Genomic DNA, 21945 nt, shown 5'->3' with positions numbered 1-21945 from the left:
CGTATCTGTTCCCTCAAAATTAGCCTTCCGGTTCATGAATTTCGGTAAGACTTTGGTTCATTGCTTTCGTCCGGACTATTCATGAATTTTAAAGTTAGCCGATGAATAATTCTGGCAGTCTGAAAAACGAAACTTAGATTTACCGTTAGAATATTTTTCTGTAAAGCCGACAGATAAAGTACTGATTAGTTAACGTAAGTATTTATGCTACTTTGACTTTAAAATATCTCTGATTTCCGACAGTAACTTTTCCTCATTTGTGGGTGGTGGAAGTGCAGCGGGTGCAGGTGGAACCCCGGTTTCTTTTCTCTTCATCCGGTTTAGTGCTTTTATCATCATAAAAATAGCAAATGCCACAATCAGAAAATCGAATATCGTTTGAATAAAATTTCCCAGGTTGATGGTAACCGGCTGGGCATTGGCATTACCAGCCAGGTCGGCAACCACATTGTTCAGCTTGATTTTGATATCCGAAAAGTTAATTCCGCCTACCAGCAACCCGATGGGAGGCATAATTACGTCTGTAACTAGCGAAGATACGATTTTGCCAAAAGCGCCTCCGATGATGATACCAACTGCCATATCTACCACGTTGCCACGCATGGCAAATTGTTTGAATTCTGTCATGAGTTTCATAAGTAAATAAATTTTAGATTAATATTTTTTTAGAAATTGTACGAAAATCCTACACCCAATACTTCTTTAAATTGAGTACGGGGTCCTTTTTTATCAGTTCCATCAGGTTTTTTACCATCCACTATCAGCACATCGTGATCATAAACCAACTGGGTGGAAACGGTGGTAGAAATGAACTTGTTTACTTTAAGCGAAAGAAGGACTTCCCAGTTAATATCCACATTTTGCGGATTTTTCAGGTAATTTGAAAACAGATCAAGTTTAGTTTGAAAAGCTACATTTTGCATCAGGGTGTGCTTAAAAAGCATGCGGACATATCCGCCAAACTCTGTACGTAGGTTTTTTCCTTTTTTGATGACTTTTCCGGTTGTGTCGTAAGTGGCAGGATCTACACCAAAAGCTCCGTTGTTGGCAAGCGTTTGATCGTAAACGAAAGTGAACCTTTCGGTAAAAGGTGTGATAAAGACATTAAAGTTTTCGTTCGGCTTGTAATCCATACCGATGGCACCAAGCAGATAAGCAGGAGCAAAGAAGTTTGATATCTTAACAGAATCATTCGGATAATTATATCCGGGCGATATCTGGGTTTTGAAATTTACTAAAACGGCATAATACCAGTTTCGGTAAGCTTTTTCGCCGTATTTCGACAATAGTTCTATCTTGTCGTCAGTTTTCCAGGCTTTTTTCTTGTCTGCCTGTTTAAGCAACCCATAGCCAAAATCCAGGGTATTGTCCCAACTGGATTTTCCTTTCTTGTAATAGGCAAACAGGTTTATCATGGTATTGCCTGCCAGGGAACTTTGTCCACCGGCTGCCCAATTGGTTAAGGATGTTTGTGAAAAATTAAGTGCAGTTACACCTCCCGTTTTCCATCCTTTGATGGTGTCATTATTTTGTGTACGCAAATGCTTTTCTGCATCGGTTACCTGGGCTAAAATATTTCCCGATATAAAAATGAAACAAATGAATAATAAGTTTTTCATACGAAGCCTTTCTTTTGATATTCAAAAATAAGTATTTTATTAAATACGTACCCACATTATTTTGTTTTAGCTAAATTGAAAAAACAGATTAAGAAAAGGCTTAGCATGTTTTTAGGCAAAATACATTCCGTGATTTTTCAATAACAGAAAATATAACCTGCTAATGTCCGGATTTTAAAGACGGAAAATGAGGAAAGAATACCTGTTGAAAATTTACCTCAGCTATCGAAACAATTTAATTATATCATTCCCGTTTGCCAGTATCAACAGGGCAAACAGCAAGATCATACCAACTATCTGAGCGTATTCAAGGAACTTATCACTCGGTTTGCGGCGGGTAATGATTTCGTAAAGTAGAAAAAGTACATGCCCTCCGTCTAATGCCGGAATAGGCAGAACGTTTAAAATGGCAAGCATTACCGACAAAAATGCTGTAAGACTCCAGAAAGCTTCCCAGTCCCAAGCCCCGGGGAAAATGTTACCTATGGTAATGAAGCCCCCCACTGACTCATAAGCCTTTACTTCGGGTGAGAACAGCAGTTTTAACTGTTTCATGTAGTTATCTATTGCATGAACCCCTTTTGAGAAACCTGCCGGTATGGCTTCCCAAACGGTGTATTGCTTTTCTTTTAATGTAAAATAATGGCTAAGGCTCTGAACAGGATACACACCAATTACTGCTGCTTCGGGTATTTGAACGGGTAATTGCAGGGTATCGGTTTTGCGAACCACGGTAAGCGTTGTTTTTGTGTTTTTAAACTGTTTTATTACATCACGGAATTCGTCGAAATATTGCAGTTGCAAACTGTCTATACCGATTATTTTATCCCCCTTTTGTAACCCGGCGGTTTTTCCTGCTGATTCCCGGGTAAATTTGTCCACTTCAAAGGGAATTCGTATAGAAATAAAATCGGGCGATTGATGTTTTACTATCTTACCTATTAGCCCTTTGGGAATAATCACTTCTGTAGTAGCGCCCTGCCGGTTTACTTGTATGGACTTTACATCATCAAGGATGAGGTGGGATGGAATTTTAAAGAAATTTTCCACCGGTTTGTTATCAAGACTCAGAATTTTGTCCCCGTTTCTCAATCCCATTTCATATCCTAAAGAATCTACCGTAATTCCGTATTTTGCTTCTTTGGTAGGAAGATATTGCTCGCCCCAAACAAATAAAATACCCATATAAATTACGAAGGCAAGAAGTATGTTTACGCTCACACCACCCAACATGATAATCAGCCGTTGCCATGTAGGCTTGCTACGAAACTCGTAAGGCTGGGGCGGTTGTTTCATTTGTTCTTTGTCCATGGATTCGTCAATCATTCCGGATATCTTTACATACCCACCCAGCGGAAGCCAGCCCATACCGTATACAGTTTCTCCTTTTTTAAATTTAAAAAGCGAAAACCATGGGTCAAAAAACAGGAAAAATTTCTCAACACGGGTTTTGAAAAATTTTGCAGTAATAAAATGCCCGAATTCATGAAAAATTACCAGAATAGAAAGGCTGAGGATGAGTTGTAAGGCTTTGATAAGTATTACCATATACAAATATTTCGGTTTTTAGGTTGTTAATCAGAATGCATCCGGCATACCCGATGGTTTATTAACCCGGTAAATCTGAAAATATTGCAACTCCTGGGATGTAATCAGAATAGATACTTATTGCAAATTTACCAGACGTAATAAAACGGCTGCTAAATTACATGTTTTTTTGATGTGCGTATCGCTCCCGGGCTTGGAGAGTGTTTTCCTAAATTTTTTGTAACTAAGCCATCATTGCATTGCAGCGGTACGGATGAATAATCCTGTTTTGCCTTGGAATGTTCTCCCATTGCAGATAATAAACTTTTTTATAGACATTTTGTTATTTTGCACAACTAATCTGAAATTTAAAACCTATGATAACACTTCAGTTTAAAACTAATTTGAAATGTGGCGGCTGTGTTGCCGCTATCACCCCGTTTCTGAACAGCGACCCGAATATCCATTCGTGGAGTGCCGATATTAATAGTCCGGACAAAATTCTTTTGGTTAGTGGGGAACATCTTACAGGGGAATATGTTATCGAATTGTTAAAAAAAGCCGGCTATATTGCCGTCTCTGTGTAAAAAGTATGCAAAATCAATAAAATAGGCGATTACTGCATTAACGTTGTTTAACAGTTACCTTAACACTTATTAACACAGTTTTCTTGTGCTGAGATGGCTATCCTTGGTAATTTTGAATTGTCAAACAAATTAAAAATTTAAAGACATGAAAAAATTAATTGCATTCGCCTTCACAATGATTTTCGTTGCCGGCGTAACCGTAAGCGGTGTTTTTGCTCAAAATCCGCAAAAACCTGTAAAATCTGAAAACAAAACCTCTGTTGTAAAAACCGAACAAGTTGCACAACCAACTTCACAGGAAAAGAAAAAAGAACCTGCTACAACCAACACTGTAAAAACTGAAAAACAGATTAAAAAACATCATCGTGTAAAAAAGGCAGAAATAAAAATGCAGGAGCCCAAACCACAGGCAAAACCTGCCGAACAGCCTAAAAAAGCCGAGCAACCCAAAAAGTAAGGGCACTTGATTACAAACTGTGTTTAGACTGCTTCTCTACAATGAGAGGCAGTCTTTTTTTGTCAACCTGAGTTTGGCGTAAGGTTGCAAACCATTTTTGTAATATTTCAGCATGTTGCCGTAGCCGATGAAAGCCCTTAAGGTTTTAAAGCCCTTGAGGGTTTTTGAAAAATATAAAACATCCTTTACTTTTTAAAATATGCCTTATCGGTTTCAAGTTGCCATTTTTTCTCCCAAATAATGACGAATTATTTTCAAGTTGCCATTTTTTCCCGCAAATAATGATGAATTATTTTCAAGTTGCCATTTTTTCTCTCAAATAATGATGAATTATTTTCAGGTTGTCATTATTTCCCACAAATAATGATGAAATACTGATGATGTATTGTTTTGAGATATAAGATTCCCTGTAATAAAATCAATAATTAAACAGACAACTGCTTATCACAGGTGCATTAATCAATAGACTGGTTAATGGAGAAGTGGAACTGACCTTTGCTGGCAGAGGGGATACCGGGAATATCATCAAATCCATATCCCCAGTCGAGACCTAACATACCGAACATAGGAAGAAACACCCGGATACCTACACCTGCCGATTTTTTAATATTAAAAGGATTGAATTCCTTAAAATTCATCCATGCGTTCCCCGCTTCGAGGAATGCAAGGGCGTAAATGGTAGAACTGGGGTTGAGTGAAAGCGGAAACCGCAGTTCAATGGTGTTTTTGTTAAAGATAGTACCGCCGGTATTCTTATTAAAGAAATAATTGGGAGTCATTGATTCGTTACTGTAGCCCCTAAAGCCGATAATTTCCCTTCCATCAAGCTGGTTATAACCACTTAGCCCATCACCACCCAGGTAAAACCGCTCAAAGGGGGTAATACCAATATCCTGGTTGTAGCATCCGAGAAAACCGTATTTTATCCTTGTGTTCAGTACAAGGTCGCCTATTATCTGCTTATAAAAATTGCCTGTAAAGCGCCATTTATGGTATTCTATCCATTTATACTTGTCGTCCTGGTTCATGGTGGTATAGTCTTTGTCGTTGAACAGGGAATAGGGGGGAGTGAGTTCCACATCCAGCGATACTTCAGAGCCATAACGGGTATAAATAGGTGCGTCAATCGAACGGCGCGAGAGAACTATTTCATAGTTGTAATTATTAAATTTACCGTTGCCCGAACCAAATGAAAAAATATTGCTGTAATTGTCAAGGTGATACATTTGCAGATTGATACTCTGCGAAAGGATAAAGAAATCATCGGGCCAGCGCAGGCGTTTGCCTAAACCCACCGAGTAGCTATCTATTCTAAAAGCTGCATAATTTTTGCTACTTTTGGAATACCCATTGGAATATAGTGAATGGTAATATGAAAGACTGAGCGAATTAGGTTTTTTACCGCCTAACCAAGGTTCGATAAATGAAATGCTATAGCTGTAATAACCTTTTCCGTACGATTGTACACGGAGGTTCAGTTTTTGCCCGTTGCCCGAAGGGATGGGTCTCCACTTGCTAAGGTCGAATTTAAGGAAATTGGGTAATGAAAAGTTATTGAATTTTAGCCCGAAGGTACCTACAATACGCCCGTAACCCCAGCCGCCCTGCAATTCCACCTGGTCGCTCGAAGCTTCTTCCACTTTATATTCAATATCCACAGTACCGTCGGCAGGATTAGGCTGTACATCGGGAATAATCTTCTCTTGGTTGAAATAGCTGAGTGCAGCAAGGTCGTTACGCGAACGTATCAAATCGCTGCGGCTAAACAGCTGTCCGGGACGGGTACGCAGCTCGCGTATCACCACATGGTCATTGGTACGTGTATTGCCCGAAATGGAAACTTTATTTACAGTAGCTTGTTTCCCTTCGTACATTCGCATTTCTATATCAATGGAATCGTTTTCCACATTTATTTCAACCGGATTTACCTGGAAAAACAGGTAACCGTCATCCATATAAAGGCTGTACACATCGAAACCACTCATGCTTGCCATGAGACTTTCTTCCATTTGTTTCTGGTTGTAAATATCTCCCTTTTTAATGTGGAGCACCTGGTTAAGGTACTCGGAGGAATACTTTGTATTTCCCACCCAGGTGATATTACGGAAGTAATACCGATGTCCTTCGTACAACTGAAACCGTATGCCAATAGAGTTATCATTATTACGGAATACGGAATCTTTCAGAATACGTGCATCGCGATAACCCAGTTCGTTATATTTTTCTATTATTTTATTTTTATCGGTAGAGTATTCGTCTTCGATAAATTTTGATGGCTTAAACACTCTGAATTTCAAATGTTGGTTAGCCGAAATAACCAAACCATTGTAATACCAGTTGAAGGATTTACCGATAAACAGCTTATAGGTATTGAGTACTATCCAGTCCATTACCGAAAAAGGACGGAAGGCCCCTTTTTCCTTGGTTGTTTTCAGTGCATTTTTCAATTGAATATCGCTAAGAGCCTTGTTTCCTTCAAATTCGATGGTTTTGATTCGTACTTTTCCCCTTTTATGTATATCAATTTTTAGGGCTATAGTATTTTGTAACGTTGTATCTTTTTGTTGTTCAATGGCTACTTCCACATTCAGATAGCCTTTTTCAATGAAATATTTTTTAATGCTGTTAGTTGTACGCATCAGCAGGTTTTCGGTAACCACATCGCCTCTTGTAAGCTTTATTTCGTCGCGTATTTTATCAACTTCTGCTTTCTTCACCCCAGAAAAGGAAAATTTCGATAAACGCGGTCTTTCTTTTAAGTCAAGATTCAGAAAAATAATCTCTCCTTCAATTTTGGTAGCCGAAACTTTAATATTTTCGAATAAACCCTGTTGCCACAGTTTTTCAATGGCATTTTTAATATCTTCACCAGGTATTGTTACCCGTTGACCCACAGATAAGCCCGAAAGTAATATAAGTACATTGTTGTCTAAATATTGAACGCCGCTTACAGTTATTCCTCCTATTTCGTACCGTTTGGGATTAAGGTAATCAATTTCATCGTTTGAAGCATTTCCAATAGTAATTTGTGCTTGCAAAAAAACAGGAAGGATGATGAAAAGAATTGCTAAAATAGCATAATGATATTCTTGTTTGCGGTAAAAGACTGTGAGAAACTTCATGTTGTTTTACAGGTTATTTTATTTGTTCACTAGTAAGACCAAAACGGCGTTCACGTTGCTGGTAATCATAAATGGCATTGTACAGGTCTTCTTTCCGGAAATCAGGCCAAAATTTGGGGGTAAAATACAGTTCGGAATAAGCGATTTGCCAAAGCAGGAAATTACTGATACGGTATTCGCCGCTGGTACGGATAAGAAGTTCTGGGTCAGGTATTTTATTTGTGGTAAGGAAAGAAGCAAAAAGTTCCTGAGTGATATCTGCCGGGTTAAGCTGATTGTTTTTTACTTTTTCGGCAATGGTTCTTGCTGCGGTAGTTATTTCCCATTTGGAACTGTAACTCAAGGCAAGTACAAGTGACATCCGGGTATTTCCAGCAGTGTTGGCAATGGCTTCCTGCAGGTTGTTGTAGCCTTTAGTGCCCAAGCTGGCAAGATCGCCTATGGCTAACAGGCGGATATTGTTGTTATTAAGAGTCTTGGTCTCTTTTAAAATAGTATCAACCAGCAGGTTCATCAGGGCGTCCACTTCTTTTTTAGGACGATTCCAGTTTTCGGTAGAAAAAGCATACAGGGTAAGGTATTGTATGCCGAGTTCGGCAGCTCCTTCGGTGGTATCGCGTACAGCTTCTACACCACTTTGATGCCCGAAAATCCTGAATTTTCCCCTTTGTTTAGCCCATCTGCCGTTACCATCCATGATAATGGCTACATGTTTGGGTAATTTTTTCAGGTTGATATTTTCTTTTACACTCATTTACAATGGCTATTGTTTATAGGCATTTTCTGAATTCAAGCAATGGGTACGTGAAAGGATTTTAAACTTATAGGAAAGGCCAATTCCGGCATAGGAAAACCAATCGTTGGTTTGTGAATCGCTCAATTGTCGTCCATCGGGATATGTAGCTGCCAGACCATCAATTTCATCGGTAAATGTTTTCCGCATTCCCCATTCGGCACTGAAACCTATCCTTTTTGAAATGCTGTATTTTGCACCAATTCCAAAGGGTATGGCAGCCGATGTTACGTTGTCTGTCATGAAAAATGAAGCACCGGCAAAGATGTAGGGTGAAAAATATGTACGCATGCTTCCTGTAAAATAGTCGAGGAAATTAACTTCTGCTTGTATGGTAGTTTCGATAAGCGAGGTGCTAAACCTGCAATCTCTTTCTTTTTTGTATCCAATGGTGGCATCATCGCTTTGCAGGGTGCCAAAGAGCACATTGGATTTCAGCGCCCAGCGGGTATCAATATTGTATCTGACAATAATGCCATAACCAGGTTTTGTCATTGCAAAAGGAGTTCCCGGATTGATGTCGCCCTGGTAATACATTCCTCCGCCTGTAATGCCTACTTCTGCCGTTTGTGAAAAAACAGTACTACTCAATAGAATCAAAAATATTAAAATATAATTTTTCATGAAAAAGTTTGTAAAATTAAGAAATTTTTTCAACCTGCATAATTCTTATAAACAAGTGGAAGTTAATTAATTTCTAAAATCTAATCCCCAGGTTAGTTTCCTTCTGAGGGTGGTAAAAAAGTTTTCGCTGGGTTGTTGCACAAGGTTAATATTAAAATTTTCTTTCCGGATAATGAGCTCTGTTGATGAATCAATGGTTTGCGTTCTTGAGTCCAATCCTACTAAAAAATGGGCTTCCCTTCCTTCAACCCTGATACGAATGGTACTTTTGTCGGGTATAACGATAGGACGTACGGTTAAATTGTGTGTGGCAATGGGAGTGATAACGAAATTTTCAGAATCGGGAGTAAGTATGGGACCATTGCAACTGAGTGAATAACCTGTGGATCCCGTTGGGGTAGCAACTATAAGCCCATCAGCCCAATAAGAGTTAAGAAACTGTTCGTTAACAAATAAGTGAATTTTTATCATTGAGGAAGAATCCTTTTTGCTGACGGTAACTTCGTTTAATGCAAAATTAAGATTTCCGTAAATATTTCTGTCAGTATCGAGATGGAGTAATGAACGCGTGTTTATCAAATAATTGCCATTAATAATTTCTTCTACTGCCGGAATAATCATTTCTTTTTGGATGCTGGAAAGAAATCCCATCCTTCCGAGGTTGATACCCATAATCGGTATGCCAGAATCACGAACAAGGGTAATGGTTTCGAGCAGAGTTCCATCGCCTCCGATTGAAAAAAGGAAGTCGGTGTGCCCGTTGAGTTCTTCGTAGGAAGTAAATAAACGGATATCGGAATTAAAAGTGATTTTTTTACAGATGTCATCGTAAAAAAGTTTATAAACAAGTAGCTTACAGCGCATAGACTCAAGTTTGCTTACCAATTGCTGTACGTAACCGTTTATTTCCAGCGAGCCTGTTCTACCGTAAATGGCAATATTCATGGGTGCAAATTTATATGGGCGAAATAAAGTGCACAAAGATACCGGTTTCTCCCATTCCGTTTACCGAAAATTCAAGTCGAAACACCTTATCGTAATAAGTTACAAAATCTAATCCTAATCCGTTGCCGTTAATCATTTTATTAATTAGCTTATTGTTTTGTTCCTCTTTATGGTAGCGGCTTTGCACGTAAGCCCAGTCGGTAAAAAGGTTTGCATACACAGCGTACGGGACCTTATTAAATTTTTCCGTTTTAATGAATGGTATTTTGAAAACACCCGGCTGAATCAGCCTGTACTTAATGTTGGACTTAACAAGATAATAACTTTCGCCATCAATCACATAGTATTCGTATCCTCTCACAAAATCACGGACATACCCAAGTCCTCTTTTGATAAAATAAGGCTGAAAACCATTATCAGAAATTTTTAGCGTTATACCGGAGGCAATATACCATTTTGGATGTAATTGCCAATATTTCCGCAGAGTAGCCTTTGTATAAAAAAAATTTAATTTTTCATCAGGCAGTAATCCTAATTTATTTAATTCTACATCAAAATAGTATCCAGTAAGTGGATAAGGCTTATAATCGCGATGGTCGTTCTTATATTGAAAAAACAGTGATAAATACTGTACATTTTTTTGCTTGTCAATAGTATAATTGATATTTTTTGTTACCAGACTGTCGGAAAATTTGTATTTATCGTACAATATGCAAAATGTAGTGGTTGTATGTATGCCGAAACGGTAAGTGCTTTGCAAAAAACCAAAAAGATCGGTTTTAGGATATGAATTCTCGTTTTTGTAAAAAGAAAGTTTATCATTTTCAGTCATATATGCTACTTCATGATTACGGGCGTACCCAAGCATAAAGCCAGCACCAAGATTTTGCTCGGGGGTAATATAAGGTTTTTCATAATAGATACTGTAATTTTCGTCGTAACCGGTAAGTAGTCTTATGAGCAGGGTTTCCCTTTTGCCACGTAAATTCTTTTGTACAAGGTAAATGCCATAGTTTAACCGGCTTAGGTCGCGATGTTTCCACCAAACATTAAAATTCCTGTCGGCAAGATGAAAAATGGGAGTAGGCCATGTGTACCATCGCTCTGTTACATTAATAGTAACAGTGAGCTGCCGCGGAGAATTACCCGTTCCGGCAGTATCAATGGTTACAAAATTAAAAATAGCTGCGTTCATAAGGTTTTCCCGGCTTTGTTCTATGATTCCGAAAAGCTTCTGTTTGGATAATGTATCATTAATAGAAAATAAAATTTCACGAAAAATAATTTTATTTTTTGTGATTTTATTTCCCTTAATTATGATATTGTTTATTACAACCGATGAATCTAAAGGTGCCTGAGAATATGAATATTTTGTATTTAAAATAAAGATAAATAAAATGGAAAATAAATAAATGCAGGCTTTGTCTTGCATACGATTATATGTTCAGATAGTTCATCAATGCATCGTAGCGGTCTTTCAAATCGTCGAAGTATTCGCTTTCGCCATAATAAGCTTTAACAAAGTATTCATGTCGGTTAAAGCTTTGTAAAACAGGCATAAAATCCATACGATTAATTTTCAGGGTTACCTCCACTTTCATGCTGTCGGGATGAGTGGTAACGCAACTACTAAGAATTTTTGCATCGTTCGATTCAACAATAAAGGAAATCTCGTTTAGTGAATAATCATTAATATTCATCTCAAGTACAAAAATAGTTCCTGGATTTGGTGCTGAAATAAATTCAGAAAACTTGTAAACCAAGTCGCTGAACAATATGGACCCCAGATAGTGATTTTTTTCGTCAACCACCGGCAGCATACTGATTTTTAAAAGGGTAATGGCTTTTAATACCTCGTAAAAATGTTGGTTGTGCAGTATGCTGTGTTTCGCTAATACAGACAGGTGATTTCCTACCGGCTGCTCAAACTCGCTCAGATTATAAATCTCGGTATCGGATATTAATCCTACATATTCCTCGTTATTAACAACAGGTAGGTGGCTTATCCGATATTCGTCCATCCAGTTTAGAGCAATAATGGCAGTATCGGTCGTTCGTAGCGGAAGGAAGTCTTTGTGGATGAGTTCTATGGCTATCATGCTTGCTTTTTGCGATTTAGGGTTTGCAGAAGAATATCGAATAATTAAATGGCTAACGAATGTTTACTAATATCCATTTTTTCACCGATTACTAATTCAATACAAACATACGAATTTATTACTTTTGTGAAAATTTTGGTAAATGACCCGTCTGAGTGTAAATATAAATAAGATTGCCACCTTGCGCAATGCGAGAGGGGGCAATTTGCCCGATGTACTGAAAGCTGCAATAGATTGTGAAAAATTTGGTGCACAAGGAATTACTGTACATCCGCGACCGGATGAACGCCACATTCGCTACAAGGATGTGCGTGATTTAAAACCCCTTGTTACTACTGAATTCAACATTGAAGGGTATCCGAACGAAAGTTTTATTTCGCTTGTTCTTGAAATAAAACCGGTACAGGTAACCCTTGTACCCGATCCGCCCGATGCCATTACCTCCAATAATGGCTGGAATACTATCATCAACCAAAAGTTGCTTTCCGAAATTATCCGGAATTTTCACCATGCAGGAATCCGTACTTCTATTTTTGTAAACCCGGATGTGGAAATGGTACGTCATGCTAAACTTACCGGAACTGACCGGATTGAACTTTATACGGAAGCATATGCAAAAGAATATAAGGCAGGTAAGGAACAAGCCATTGCCCCTTATGTTACCGCCGCTAAAGTTGCCAATGAAGCCGGATTAGGCATTAATGCAGGTCATGATCTGAACTTGGATAACCTGAAATATTTTGCACAGCAAATTCCGGGCTTGCTGGAAGTATCCATCGGTCATGCGTTGATTTGTGATGCTTTGTATTTTGGACTGGAAAATACAATTCAAATGTATTTACGTGAACTCAAATAATTTATTATAAAATGAAAAAAATATTTTTTTTTCTTTTTTCATGTATTTTTATTGGCACGCTGCATACACAGGATGTACAATCGCGTATGAAGAAAAAATGGGAAACTCCAGCTGTATTTAAAACTCCCGAATCTGTTTGCTACGACATTAAAAGAGGTGTTTATTATGTTTCCAATGTTAATGGAAGCCCTTCAAAAGAAGACAAAAATGGTTTTATTTCCAAACTATCTTTAGATGGAAAAGTAATAAAGCTAAAATGGATTAAAAAATTAAATGCTCCCAAAGGAATGGGGATTTATAAAGATAAATTGTATGTTGCCGACATAAAAAGGGTAGTGGAAATTGACCTCGAAAAGGGAAGCATCAGTAAAATATTTCCTATTGAAAATGCTGTTTTCCTGAACGATATTTTAATTGACAGAACGGGAAACATTTTTATTTCTGATACCCAGGCAGATAAAATTTTTATGCTGAAAGACGGCAAAGCCAAAATCTGGCTGGCTTCTGCTGATATAAAAAAACCTAATGGGATGTGTTTCAATAATAATGAAATGCTAATCGGCTGCGAAAACACTATTGTAAGAGTGAATGCAAAAACCAAAAAGGTACATCCATTTGCTGAAAAAACCGGAACTATTGATGGCATTACATCAGGAGAAAAAGGTTTTGTGCTGGTTTCTGATTTTAACGGAAAAATCAGTGCAGTTTACCCACCCAAAGTAGTCATTAAATTATTGGATACCAGTAAAGAAAAATTGAATACTACTGATATTTTCTACGTTCAGGAAAAAAAATTGTTGTTGGTACCAACTTTCAAAGGCAACCGTGTAATAGCTTATGAAGTTGTTTTTTAGAGAATACGGACAGGGAGAACCGATCATTATTTTGCATGGACTGTTTGGTCTGTCCGACAATTGGGTAACCATTGCAAGACGCATTGCCGAAAAATTTCATGTTTTTATTCCCGATCAGCGAAATCACGGACAGTCGCTGCACAGCGATACGTTTAACTATTTTGCACTTTCTGCGGATTTGCAGGAGTTTATTGAAGAAAACCAGTTGAGAAATCCAGTACTCATCGGACATTCCATGGGCGGAAAAGTAGCAATGCAATTTGCGCTTGAGAGCGCGGAAATGGTAAAAAAACTTGTGGTTATTGACATCAGTCCGGGAAGTTATCCAGTAAGAAGCATGCATATGGATATGGTAAACGCCATGCTTTCAGTGGATTTAAGTAAAATGTCTTCACGCAGTGAAATTGAAAAAATTATTGCTGAAAAAATTGCAGACGAAAGAATCCGCTTGTTTATCATGAAAAATCTGTACAGGATCAACTTAGAAGCTTTTGCCTGGCGACCCAACTTAAAAGCGATTGTAGCGAATCTGGAAGATATTTCCGAACAAATTGCCGGAAATGGAAAATTTGAAAAACCGACCCTGTTTATTAAAGGAGAGAAGTCGGATTATGTTTTGGATAAAGATGAGGAATTGATCTACAAGTTATTTCCTTTAGCGGAAATAAAAACCGTCGAAAAGGCTGGTCATTGGGTGCATGCCGATGCACCAGTTGCCTTATGCCACATATTGAGTAATTTTCTGGGCAGGGAATGTTTACTTGAAGGATAAATATTATACGAAAGTAAAAAAAGCATTTGCGAAAAAATTCCAAACGGTAACCACGGCAATGGCAAAAAGCTTGGAAAAATAGAAATTTTTATTCAATTTGGTTACTATCAGCCAAAGGATGAGTGTGTTGATAGCTAAACCGATCATGGAAATGAGAAAAAATTCGCCAAACTCAACGGCGATATCAGGATTCTGACTGTTGAACGTCCAATGGCGATTCAGAAAGTAGTTGGTGGAGGCAGCCACCGAAAAACCGATGGCATTGGCGATAAACTTGGGAATTTTTACAATTTCTTTTCCCACGGCAGTAGTGCCGAAGTCCACAAAAACGCCGGAAAAGCCCACTACTCCGAATTTTAAAAATTTGATCAAAAACTCTCTTGTCAACAATTCGTACATAAATAAATCTGATTTATAACAGTATAAGTAATACTTCTTTTTTGTTGTTGCGAAGTACCTCCACTATGATGGTTTGCCCATGTTTCAGTTTCGTAAGGCGGGTCATGTAATCGTAAATATTAGAAACTATCTGTCCGTCAATGGCTATTATAATGTCTCCTTTTTTTATTCCACCCCGCTCTGCAGGGCCACCTTTTCTTACACCATCCACACGCAGACCTTTGTTTTCGGAAGAAGTGAAGTCGGGAACAATGCCAAGGGTAACTTTAAACCTTCTTCCTCCTTCGGGTTGAGCTTTTGGGCCTGCTTCATGGAAAGAGAGAGATTTTTCCATGTTGGCAAAAATAAGGGAAATGTCTGCTATCATATTGCAAATCAATGCTTCATCGTTGTAGTCCAACTTATCGGCATCATCAGCAGGGGTATGATAATCGTCGTGAGCACCGGTAGTAAAGTATAAAACCGGGATATTTTCGCTGTAAAAAGTTGCATGGTCGGAAGGACCGTAACCTTCGGTGGTTCTGCCAATGGTAAAAGTCCTTCCCTTTTCAGCAATGTTGAGTAGTGAGTCCATTTCAGCAGCAGTACCCGTTCCGCTTACCGAGATGGTTTTGGTATCCTTTTTAAACCTGCCCAGCATATCCACATTAATCATTGCTTTTATCTGAGGAAGAGGAACCGGGGAATTTTTTACAAAATATTTAGACCCAATCAATCCCATCTCTTCCGCATCAAAAAGCACAAAGATTACACTACGTTTCAATTTAGCTTTAGCCAATTTACCGGCAAGTTCCAATACGGCAGCTACTCCGGAAGCATTGTCGTCGGCACCATTATGAACGGCTACCGTATCCGGAATTCTGGATCCGGAATTTGCACCTCCCATTCCAAGATGGTCGTAATGTGCACCAATCACAATATATTCGTTGCAAAGTTTCTTATCCTTTCCTTTTATCCAGGCAACAATGTTTTGTGCCTGTACTTTCCGGGGAATTACTTCCGTTTGAGCGGTTAAAATAGTCTGTAATTCAAAAGAATTAGACTTAATGGTTAGTGTAAGATCGCTTTCCAGTTGGGCAATGGTAACCCCGGAATTTTTTAATAAACTGTCGGCAACTATCCTTTTGATATTGATCACTGGCAAACCGGCATCGGAAGCAGACATGTCGTAGGAAAGAGAGGTTAGTCTGTCATTCTCTTCAAATTTGCTGCCGCTTACAAATATCACTCCGGCAGCACCTTTATCTTTTGCGGTAAGCACTTTTGCTCTTTCGGAACTCAGGGAGCCAAACAAGCTGTGAGGATTGTCCGGATCCGGTTCGCCACGAAGCATCATCACCCATTTGCTTTTTACATCCATATTTTGATAGTCGTGTAAATGAATACTGTCAAAATCGGCATCAAAACCAAAACCGGCAAAAACAACCGGAGCAGAAAGTGTGGCATTGGCAGAAAAGGATAGAGGAATGAAATCTTTGCCTGCAATTCCTTTAAAATTGCCGAACAAAAGCATGTTGTTTTTGCCGGCTTGCACATTAGTGATGAGGTCAAAAGGTTGGAAACCATTCTCACACAAAGGCTTTGTACCACTTTGCACCAAACCGTTTAAAATATAGTTGGCTGCAACTTTGCTTTCCGGGGTTCCGGGCTTACGACCCTTGAGTGAGTCGGAAGCAAGAAAATACACATCTGTTTTCAACTCGGCAGAGGTAATGGTAGCTTTATGCTGCGCATACGTTTGCAGATGACTAAATACAAACAGGAATAGTATTAAATAGATGATTTTTTTCATCAAAATATTTTAAAAGCGGCAAAAGTAAGAAAAAAATATAAGTAGCCAAGGCTTTTGCAAAGCCTTGGGAGAGTGAGCGATTCCATACATAATGTCAATGTTCAGAATTTTAAATTAGAATACAATTTTTTGGCTATATGAGTCCCCGTTCACTATTATCCGGACTATATAACAGCCTTTTACCCCGTTTATCGGGAACTGATAATTGTTTTGTCCACCTACCGGTTGATAGAGTATTTTTTGTCCAAGCATATTGAGTATATATATGTCTCCGTGTAATTCCATAGGCATATTTACATGTACCATATTATCTGCCACATAAATTTTCACAATGTCTTTAGTCAGTTTTGGTATATTCAATAAACAAGCACCTTCTGCATAAGTTGAATCGGCAATATTAAAGTGTTCGATAAGAAACTGGCGGACATAACAGCCACGCTTTAAGGCAAATTCTTTCATTATTGTTAGTTGCTCTTGCCAATAATTAAAACTTTGAGGGTAGCTCCATCTGGAAATGTGTTCGGGAAGAACAGGCTGGATAAGTGCAGATAAGCTATCAATATAATGAAGGATTTTTTTTGGATGGAAAGTATTTAATAAATGGTATTCAAATCTTTGCAAATATTGTTGTTTAAAAATTTCATTTTGAAGCAGTGTCCTTAACAGAAAAGTTGACCAGTCAGGATTAGGCCAGGGAGGACCTCCCGCTACTGTAGAAATTTCAATAGTATTTTCCTCATAATTTAACAAAGCAAAATTATTATCATAAATCATCCAACGCCATTTGTGTCCCGGGCTTCGTTCTTTCCAGAAACAGACATTATTACCTGGCCAGTCAGTGGAAGATAAAAATTGCTTACAAATATTATAATCAATATAATTATTAATATCTATCAAGGAAGAAACCGAATCGTAAACCGCTTGTTGGGTGATATCATGATTTTTTAAGTAATCAAGCATAGCGGTATATTGAAGAGTATCACCTTCCACAACTTCCCGGTAGTTTTCAATAATATCAACATTATCAGGGTTAATATTTTTTGTATATTCAAGATAATACTTATCAAGCCTATCTCTTATACTATGTATTCCCCAAAATTCCCCATTGATGAATAAAACAGAAGGTCTGTATGATTGAACTTCTATATCCAATTCTTTCACAATACAATAAGAAACAATATCATTTATAGTTGAGTTAACAAAATCTTGTCCGTTGTTTGAAAACAGAAAGTGTTTATATTTTGTTATGTTCTTTTCAGGGAACAATTTATAATTAATATTACTTTGCCCATAAGTATTTCTTGCATATATTCGTAGAGTCTTTTGTGGAAAAACTCTTGTACCTCCTCCATTTATTCTGATTCCAACATTTTGCTGAAAAGCTAAAGAACCACTACCCTCAAAAAAAGTAAGATTAGCCGGACGTTCCCAATTGTCTCCTTTTTGGAAATAATTTCCGGTACCATACCAAAAATACCAAGTGGGATCAAGGTCGTGATACAAACCAGGGATATAAATACCGGTTGCATAGTCAAATAAACAAAGCGAATCAGTAACCAGAGAGGCTACGGCAAAATTGGCGTATTTGGTAAAAATATTGGGGTGAACAATATATGTTTGGGTAAAAACATCAGAAACAGCAATGGTATCGATAAAAGAACGCACTTTTAAAGTTATAGCTTTTAAAACATTATTTCGCGGTTCTTTCCACACAAATTCATGATAAGGCAAATCTAATGGGTTGGTTGGAATCATTGATATTCCATTGGGATCATTTTCACAATTTTTAATAAGCAAAGGAGAAATAAAAACGGGCGATTGCGGAGTAGGATCGCTGCCATTGAGTGTGTAGCGGATAATTGCTTCGGGCTTAGTGTGGGTAATGACCAAATTGAAATTGCTGGTATAAAACCCTTGAGGCTTTGAAAAAGTCAAACTGTCCATGCTATTTAGCTCTTGCTGAAAATTATTGGTACTCTCAGGAGTAGAACCTTTAAAAAGCACAAGATTGTTCAAAAGACCATCCGTTCGGCAACCATAACTATTATTTTCCGTCAAAGAAACAGCATTATAATGAGAGATTATTTCTCCCTGTGGACTGCTGAGTAAAACATCTTCTCCTTCTGCTTTAATAGAAAAATTGGTATGGAAATATGGAAGTGTATGTCTGTCTTTTCCGGAAGCAAACACAAGTAAATAGGTGCCTGGTTCGAGTAGATAGTTGGTAAAAGTCCATTTTGTTGGAGAACTTATCTTGTCGGAAAGAGAGTAACCTGCAAGATTAATTATTTCGTTGGTTTCGTTGTACAGTTCAATCCAGTCTTCGTAATCCCCATCTTCATCGGCAATGGTATTATTGTTTGCCGACATGATTTCATTAATAACCAGCCCCTGTGCGTTTAATACAATTGGAAATAATTGTGCAACCAAAAAAACAACAAAATACAATATTTTTTTCATTATTTGTTCCTGTCTTAAGGATAGGGCAAATTTAGGAGAAAAAAAACCATATGCAAAACAAAAATGAAAAAACATTAATAGATATTCCCGAATTTTTGTAACAAATCAGAAATAATGTTTTATTACAACTGGAATGCACAATTGTTATTTTCCCGAAAGCTGGTAAAATGCAGCGGGTTTCAGAAAACTTTCGAACGCATAAAACTGAATAAGTAACAAATCGTTGCTCCACACGGAGTAAGCGTACATACGGTCGGGATCGAATTGTAAAGGTACACCTGCACTATTGGTTTCATCATCAAAGCGGGGCGGCTTATGGAAAGTCTGTAAAACATATTCCTTGTTGAACTTATCGTGCAAGGTAATGGTATGAAGCGGAGTACACAAAAGGATAGAATCACGGATTTCAACAGGCACAACGTTGTTGAGCAATGCTTCAAATTTTAAAGTGCTGATAGTAGTAAATAAGTCTACCACTTTAGGAATGTCAAAATCAAGGAGTTGCTTATTGTTATAATCAGTAAAAGTAAACTGGTCGGTTCCCGGACGGTGCGTAACCCTGAAGGATTGCTTGGGCGTTTCCGAAAAACGAATTTCCAGAAATGTAACTTCCTGTGGTTTTAATGGGAAAATACTGTGGTCGCGCCAGTCATCTTCCTTTGCAGTGTAGCGGGTAGTAAGAAAACCCCGCAGATGTGGCAAGTAGCAAACAAAGGGTTGCGAAGATTTGTCCATTATCATAAAGGTGCCCTGATTGTCCATGGTAGCATCTCCCACATAATAGCATTTGGTGCGTTTTTCATGTTCGAAAAGGCGGAGTTTGCCGATGTGGATACGAAATACTTTCTGGTAAATCTCCACTTTTACCGAACGGGTAGCCAGCAGTTTTACCACAGTGTTATGAGCTGATTTGGCAATAGGTTCTCTTACACTTACGTTTAGTATTGTTTTTAGCAGAATGTCTATTCCCTCTTTACGGGCGGTAAATTTATTATTTACCTTCCATTCACCGGGTGAAACTTTGGTAAGGGTAACCATATTATCGCGTTTGTCGGCTAAAAATATCTTAGTTATTGAAGCGGTATCGTCAACGGCAAAATCCCGGAGTGCCTTTTGAATGGTAAAAGTCTTGTCGCTCAGTATAAGAGCAGTAGCAACTAATAATAGTAATAAAGTAATTATTATAATTTTCTTGTTTTTCTTCATAATTGCTACTGTTTTAGTGTGTCATTATTTTTATAATGTTTTGATAAATAGAATTAAACACAGGAATGGACTTTTACTTAGATATAAGTTTCTATTAATAATTGGTATGTAAAAATGCATATTACCGCGTATATTTTCTTTTTCGAAACAGAAATTGTATCCATCCGAAAATACCTACCAGCAAAATGGGAACAATAACATTCAGCAATTTCCAATAGGAGCCTTCGTTTTCTATCCGGGAGCTATCAAGCAGGCGTAGTTGGACTTCACGGGTACGGGTTGCCAGCAAACCGGAATCATCGCAAAAATAATTCATAATATTCAATATCAAATCTTTATTGCCAAATGATTGTCGTGTATCCTGGTCATAGCCTAAAGGAAGAGGCGTCCCCTGTGTACGCAGAAACTGGTTTTTGATGACATCGCCATCGGAAATTACCATCATTGCAGAAGGTTCGCCATATTCAACAAAGCTGAGGTATTTGTTGTCGGCGAGTGCAGGTGGAATACGGTTGCGGTAAAAAGATTCAAATTTCCCTTCGAGCAGAATAGCCACAGGTTGAGAAGAACTGTTGAACTGGCTTTCGTCAGGCTCGTTACGGCAAATTTCGAGGTCAATCAGGGCTGGTGTATTGACTATTTTGGTGTATTTTGAGGTAGTAAGAAGAATGGTTTTTTTTATGTCGCTTGTTCCTACCGTATCGAGGCTGCTCGCAAATTCAAATTTAACGGCATTGAGATTATTTACCACGGGGTGCTCGCTTTGCGAAAAAACTGCCGGGAAATAATACCAGGGGAACAGGCTGATTTGCGGCTGGTTACCTATCATTCCGGTAACCATCGAAATAGGAAGACAGGTAAGGTCCATCAACAAATTATTGTTTAATCTGACCCCATAATTAAAAAGCTGGTCTTCAAGATTAATTTCGTTGGCAATGCCCATGGTTTGACTGGTATTTTGCAGACTATCCATGCTGGCACTCACCGGGTCAATCAGCCACAGAACCTTCCCTCCACGCATGATAAACTGGTCAATAATAAATTTGTCCTTTTCGCTGAAAACGGAATCGGGTTTGGCGATGATAATAGCTTTGTAAAGATTTCTTACGTGTATTTTCCCGTCTTTTGTGCTATCGCGTTTAGTAAGGCTAAAAACTTTTTCATCGATTTTTACTCGTTCTACTGTGTAAAACTCACTCAGTGCGTTGGTAATATCATACACCTGCATTTTGTCAAGTTCACCATGTCCTTCAATGAAAGCAATTTTAGGCTTTTCGCGGACAGCCAGTTTTCGGATAGCGTTAATTATGTTATATTCCAGTTGTTTTACGGAGTTATTGATGATTTGTTCGGATGATATGCCCATTTGGGAAATAAGTAGTTGCAGGGGAACTTCGTGGTTTTTATAGCTTACTAAAGCCCCTGGAAAGATAATCTGCTGCGAATTGCTTTCTTTTGTTTTTACCTGTAAATTGGTAGGATTAAGCCCCCTTTCTACCAAAAGCTGGTAAGTATCGTTTCTTTCTTTGCTGTTTCCGCTTTCCGAAGGATTGATAAATTCATACTCAATATTGTTGCTGTATGCCCTGAATTCGTCTAACATTTCCTTAGTTTCATTTTTCAATCGTTTGAAACCTGCCGGAAATTCCCCGTCAAGGTACACCCTGAAGAAAACTATATCGTCAAGCTCTTTTAACATCGTTTTAGTTGCCGGGGAAAGCGAGTACCTTTTTTCGGCAGTAAGATCGAACCGGGTAAAGAGAAACGAACCTATGATGTTGATAAGAATGACGATAAGTAAATACATTCCTAATTGAAAAAGGTTGTTTTTCC

At 38.1% G+C, this 21945-nt stretch carries 19 protein-coding genes; 5 read left to right on the top strand and 14 right to left on the bottom strand.

The annotated features are described in order from the left end of the window. Positions 1-207: 207 nt before the first annotated feature. From mscL to rseP, 3 genes are all read right to left on the bottom strand, one after another. Positions 208-636 carry a large-conductance mechanosensitive channel protein MscL gene (mscL, locus tag M0R21_03715; protein ID MCK9616922.1) on the bottom strand — a complete coding sequence of 143 codons (429 nt, stop codon included), beginning with the start codon at positions 634-636 and terminating at the stop codon, positions 208-210. A gap of 29 nt (positions 637-665) precedes the next feature. Then, positions 666-1619, bottom strand: a complete 954-nt coding sequence (locus M0R21_03710; protein MCK9616921.1) for a DUF3078 domain-containing protein — start codon at positions 1617-1619, stop codon at positions 666-668. 222 nt (positions 1620-1841) lie between these two features. After that, entirely contained in the window at positions 1842-3167 is a 1326-nt protein-coding gene (rseP, locus tag M0R21_03705) for an RIP metalloprotease RseP (GenBank protein MCK9616920.1), read from the bottom strand. A 356-nt stretch (positions 3168-3523) separates the two neighbouring features. Here rseP and M0R21_03700 point away from each other — a divergent pair, with 356 nt between their 5' ends. Then, positions 3524-3733 carry a hypothetical protein gene (locus M0R21_03700; protein MCK9616919.1) on the top strand — a complete coding sequence of 70 codons (210 nt, stop codon included), beginning with the start codon at positions 3524-3526 and terminating at the stop codon, positions 3731-3733. Positions 3734-3878: 145 nt separating this feature from the next. Next, a complete protein-coding gene (locus M0R21_03695) occupies positions 3879-4190 on the top strand; it encodes a hypothetical protein (protein MCK9616918.1) in 312 nt (103 codons plus the stop codon). Between the two features lie 455 nt (positions 4191-4645). On the opposite strand, the gene M0R21_03690 is transcribed toward M0R21_03695, so the two are convergent. From M0R21_03690 to M0R21_03665, 6 genes are all read right to left on the bottom strand, one after another. Continuing rightward, positions 4646-7312 (bottom strand): BamA/TamA family outer membrane protein, encoded by a 2667-nt coding sequence (locus M0R21_03690; GenBank protein MCK9616917.1) that lies wholly within the window; start codon positions 7310-7312, stop codon positions 4646-4648. Positions 7313-7325: 13 nt separating this feature from the next. After that, positions 7326-8066 carry an isoprenyl transferase gene (locus tag M0R21_03685; GenBank protein ID MCK9616916.1) on the bottom strand — a complete coding sequence of 247 codons (741 nt, stop codon included), beginning with the start codon at positions 8064-8066 and terminating at the stop codon, positions 7326-7328. 9 nt (positions 8067-8075) lie between these two features. Then, positions 8076-8729, bottom strand: coding sequence for a porin family protein (locus tag M0R21_03680; GenBank protein ID MCK9616915.1), 654 nt, complete (start codon positions 8727-8729; stop codon positions 8076-8078). A 66-nt stretch (positions 8730-8795) separates the two neighbouring features. Next, positions 8796-9674, bottom strand: coding sequence for an NAD kinase (locus M0R21_03675; protein MCK9616914.1), 879 nt, complete (start codon positions 9672-9674; stop codon positions 8796-8798). Positions 9675-9684: 10 nt separating this feature from the next. Further along, on the bottom strand, positions 9685-11106 hold the full coding sequence (locus M0R21_03670) for a BamA/TamA family outer membrane protein (protein MCK9616913.1): 1422 nt from the start codon (positions 11104-11106) through the stop codon (positions 9685-9687). A 4-nt stretch (positions 11107-11110) separates the two neighbouring features. Next, positions 11111-11773, bottom strand: coding sequence for a CBS domain-containing protein (locus M0R21_03665; protein ID MCK9616912.1), 663 nt, complete (start codon positions 11771-11773; stop codon positions 11111-11113). Between the two features lie 142 nt (positions 11774-11915). Here M0R21_03665 and M0R21_03660 point away from each other — a divergent pair, with 142 nt between their 5' ends. The 3 genes from M0R21_03660 to M0R21_03650 are packed head-to-tail and all read left to right on the top strand — an operon-like array spanning position 11916 to position 14255. Continuing rightward, entirely contained in the window at positions 11916-12629 is a 714-nt protein-coding gene (locus M0R21_03660; GenBank protein MCK9616911.1) for a pyridoxine 5'-phosphate synthase, read from the top strand. Between the two features lie 11 nt (positions 12630-12640). Then, the gene (locus M0R21_03655; GenBank protein MCK9616910.1) at positions 12641-13483 is read left to right on the top strand and encodes a hypothetical protein; all 843 of its coding nucleotides are present in this window, start codon (positions 12641-12643) and stop codon (positions 13481-13483) included. After that, positions 13467-14255, top strand: a complete 789-nt coding sequence (locus M0R21_03650) for an alpha/beta fold hydrolase (protein ID MCK9616909.1) — start codon at positions 13467-13469, stop codon at positions 14253-14255. Before M0R21_03655 ends, M0R21_03650 begins: the two co-directional genes overlap by 17 nt. 3 nt (positions 14256-14258) lie before the next feature. Here the strand turns inward: M0R21_03650 and M0R21_03645 are convergent, their stop codons facing one another. The 5 genes from M0R21_03645 to gldG form a co-directional block, all read right to left on the bottom strand. Further along, entirely contained in the window at positions 14259-14654 is a 396-nt protein-coding gene (locus M0R21_03645; GenBank protein ID MCK9616908.1) for a GtrA family protein, read from the bottom strand. 13 nt (positions 14655-14667) lie between these two features. Next, positions 14668-16446, bottom strand: coding sequence for a M20/M25/M40 family metallo-hydrolase (locus M0R21_03640; GenBank protein ID MCK9616907.1), 1779 nt, complete (start codon positions 16444-16446; stop codon positions 14668-14670). A gap of 114 nt (positions 16447-16560) precedes the next feature. After that, positions 16561-18906, bottom strand: a complete 2346-nt coding sequence (locus M0R21_03635; protein ID MCK9616906.1) for a CotH kinase family protein — start codon at positions 18904-18906, stop codon at positions 16561-16563. Between the two features lie 144 nt (positions 18907-19050). Further along, entirely contained in the window at positions 19051-20112 is a 1062-nt protein-coding gene (locus M0R21_03630; protein ID MCK9616905.1) for a DUF4340 domain-containing protein, read from the bottom strand. A 121-nt stretch (positions 20113-20233) separates the two neighbouring features. Beyond that, a partial coding sequence (gene gldG, locus M0R21_03625) for a gliding motility-associated ABC transporter substrate-binding protein GldG (protein ID MCK9616904.1) occupies positions 20234-21945 on the bottom strand: 1712 nt, incomplete at its 5' end.

The organism is Lentimicrobiaceae bacterium (assembly GCA_023227965.1).
GTDB lineage: Bacteria > Bacteroidota > Bacteroidia > Bacteroidales > JALOCA01 > JALOCA01.
The sequence above is the reverse complement of the archived record's forward strand: the minus strand, read 5'-3'. Positions and strand labels throughout refer to the sequence as shown.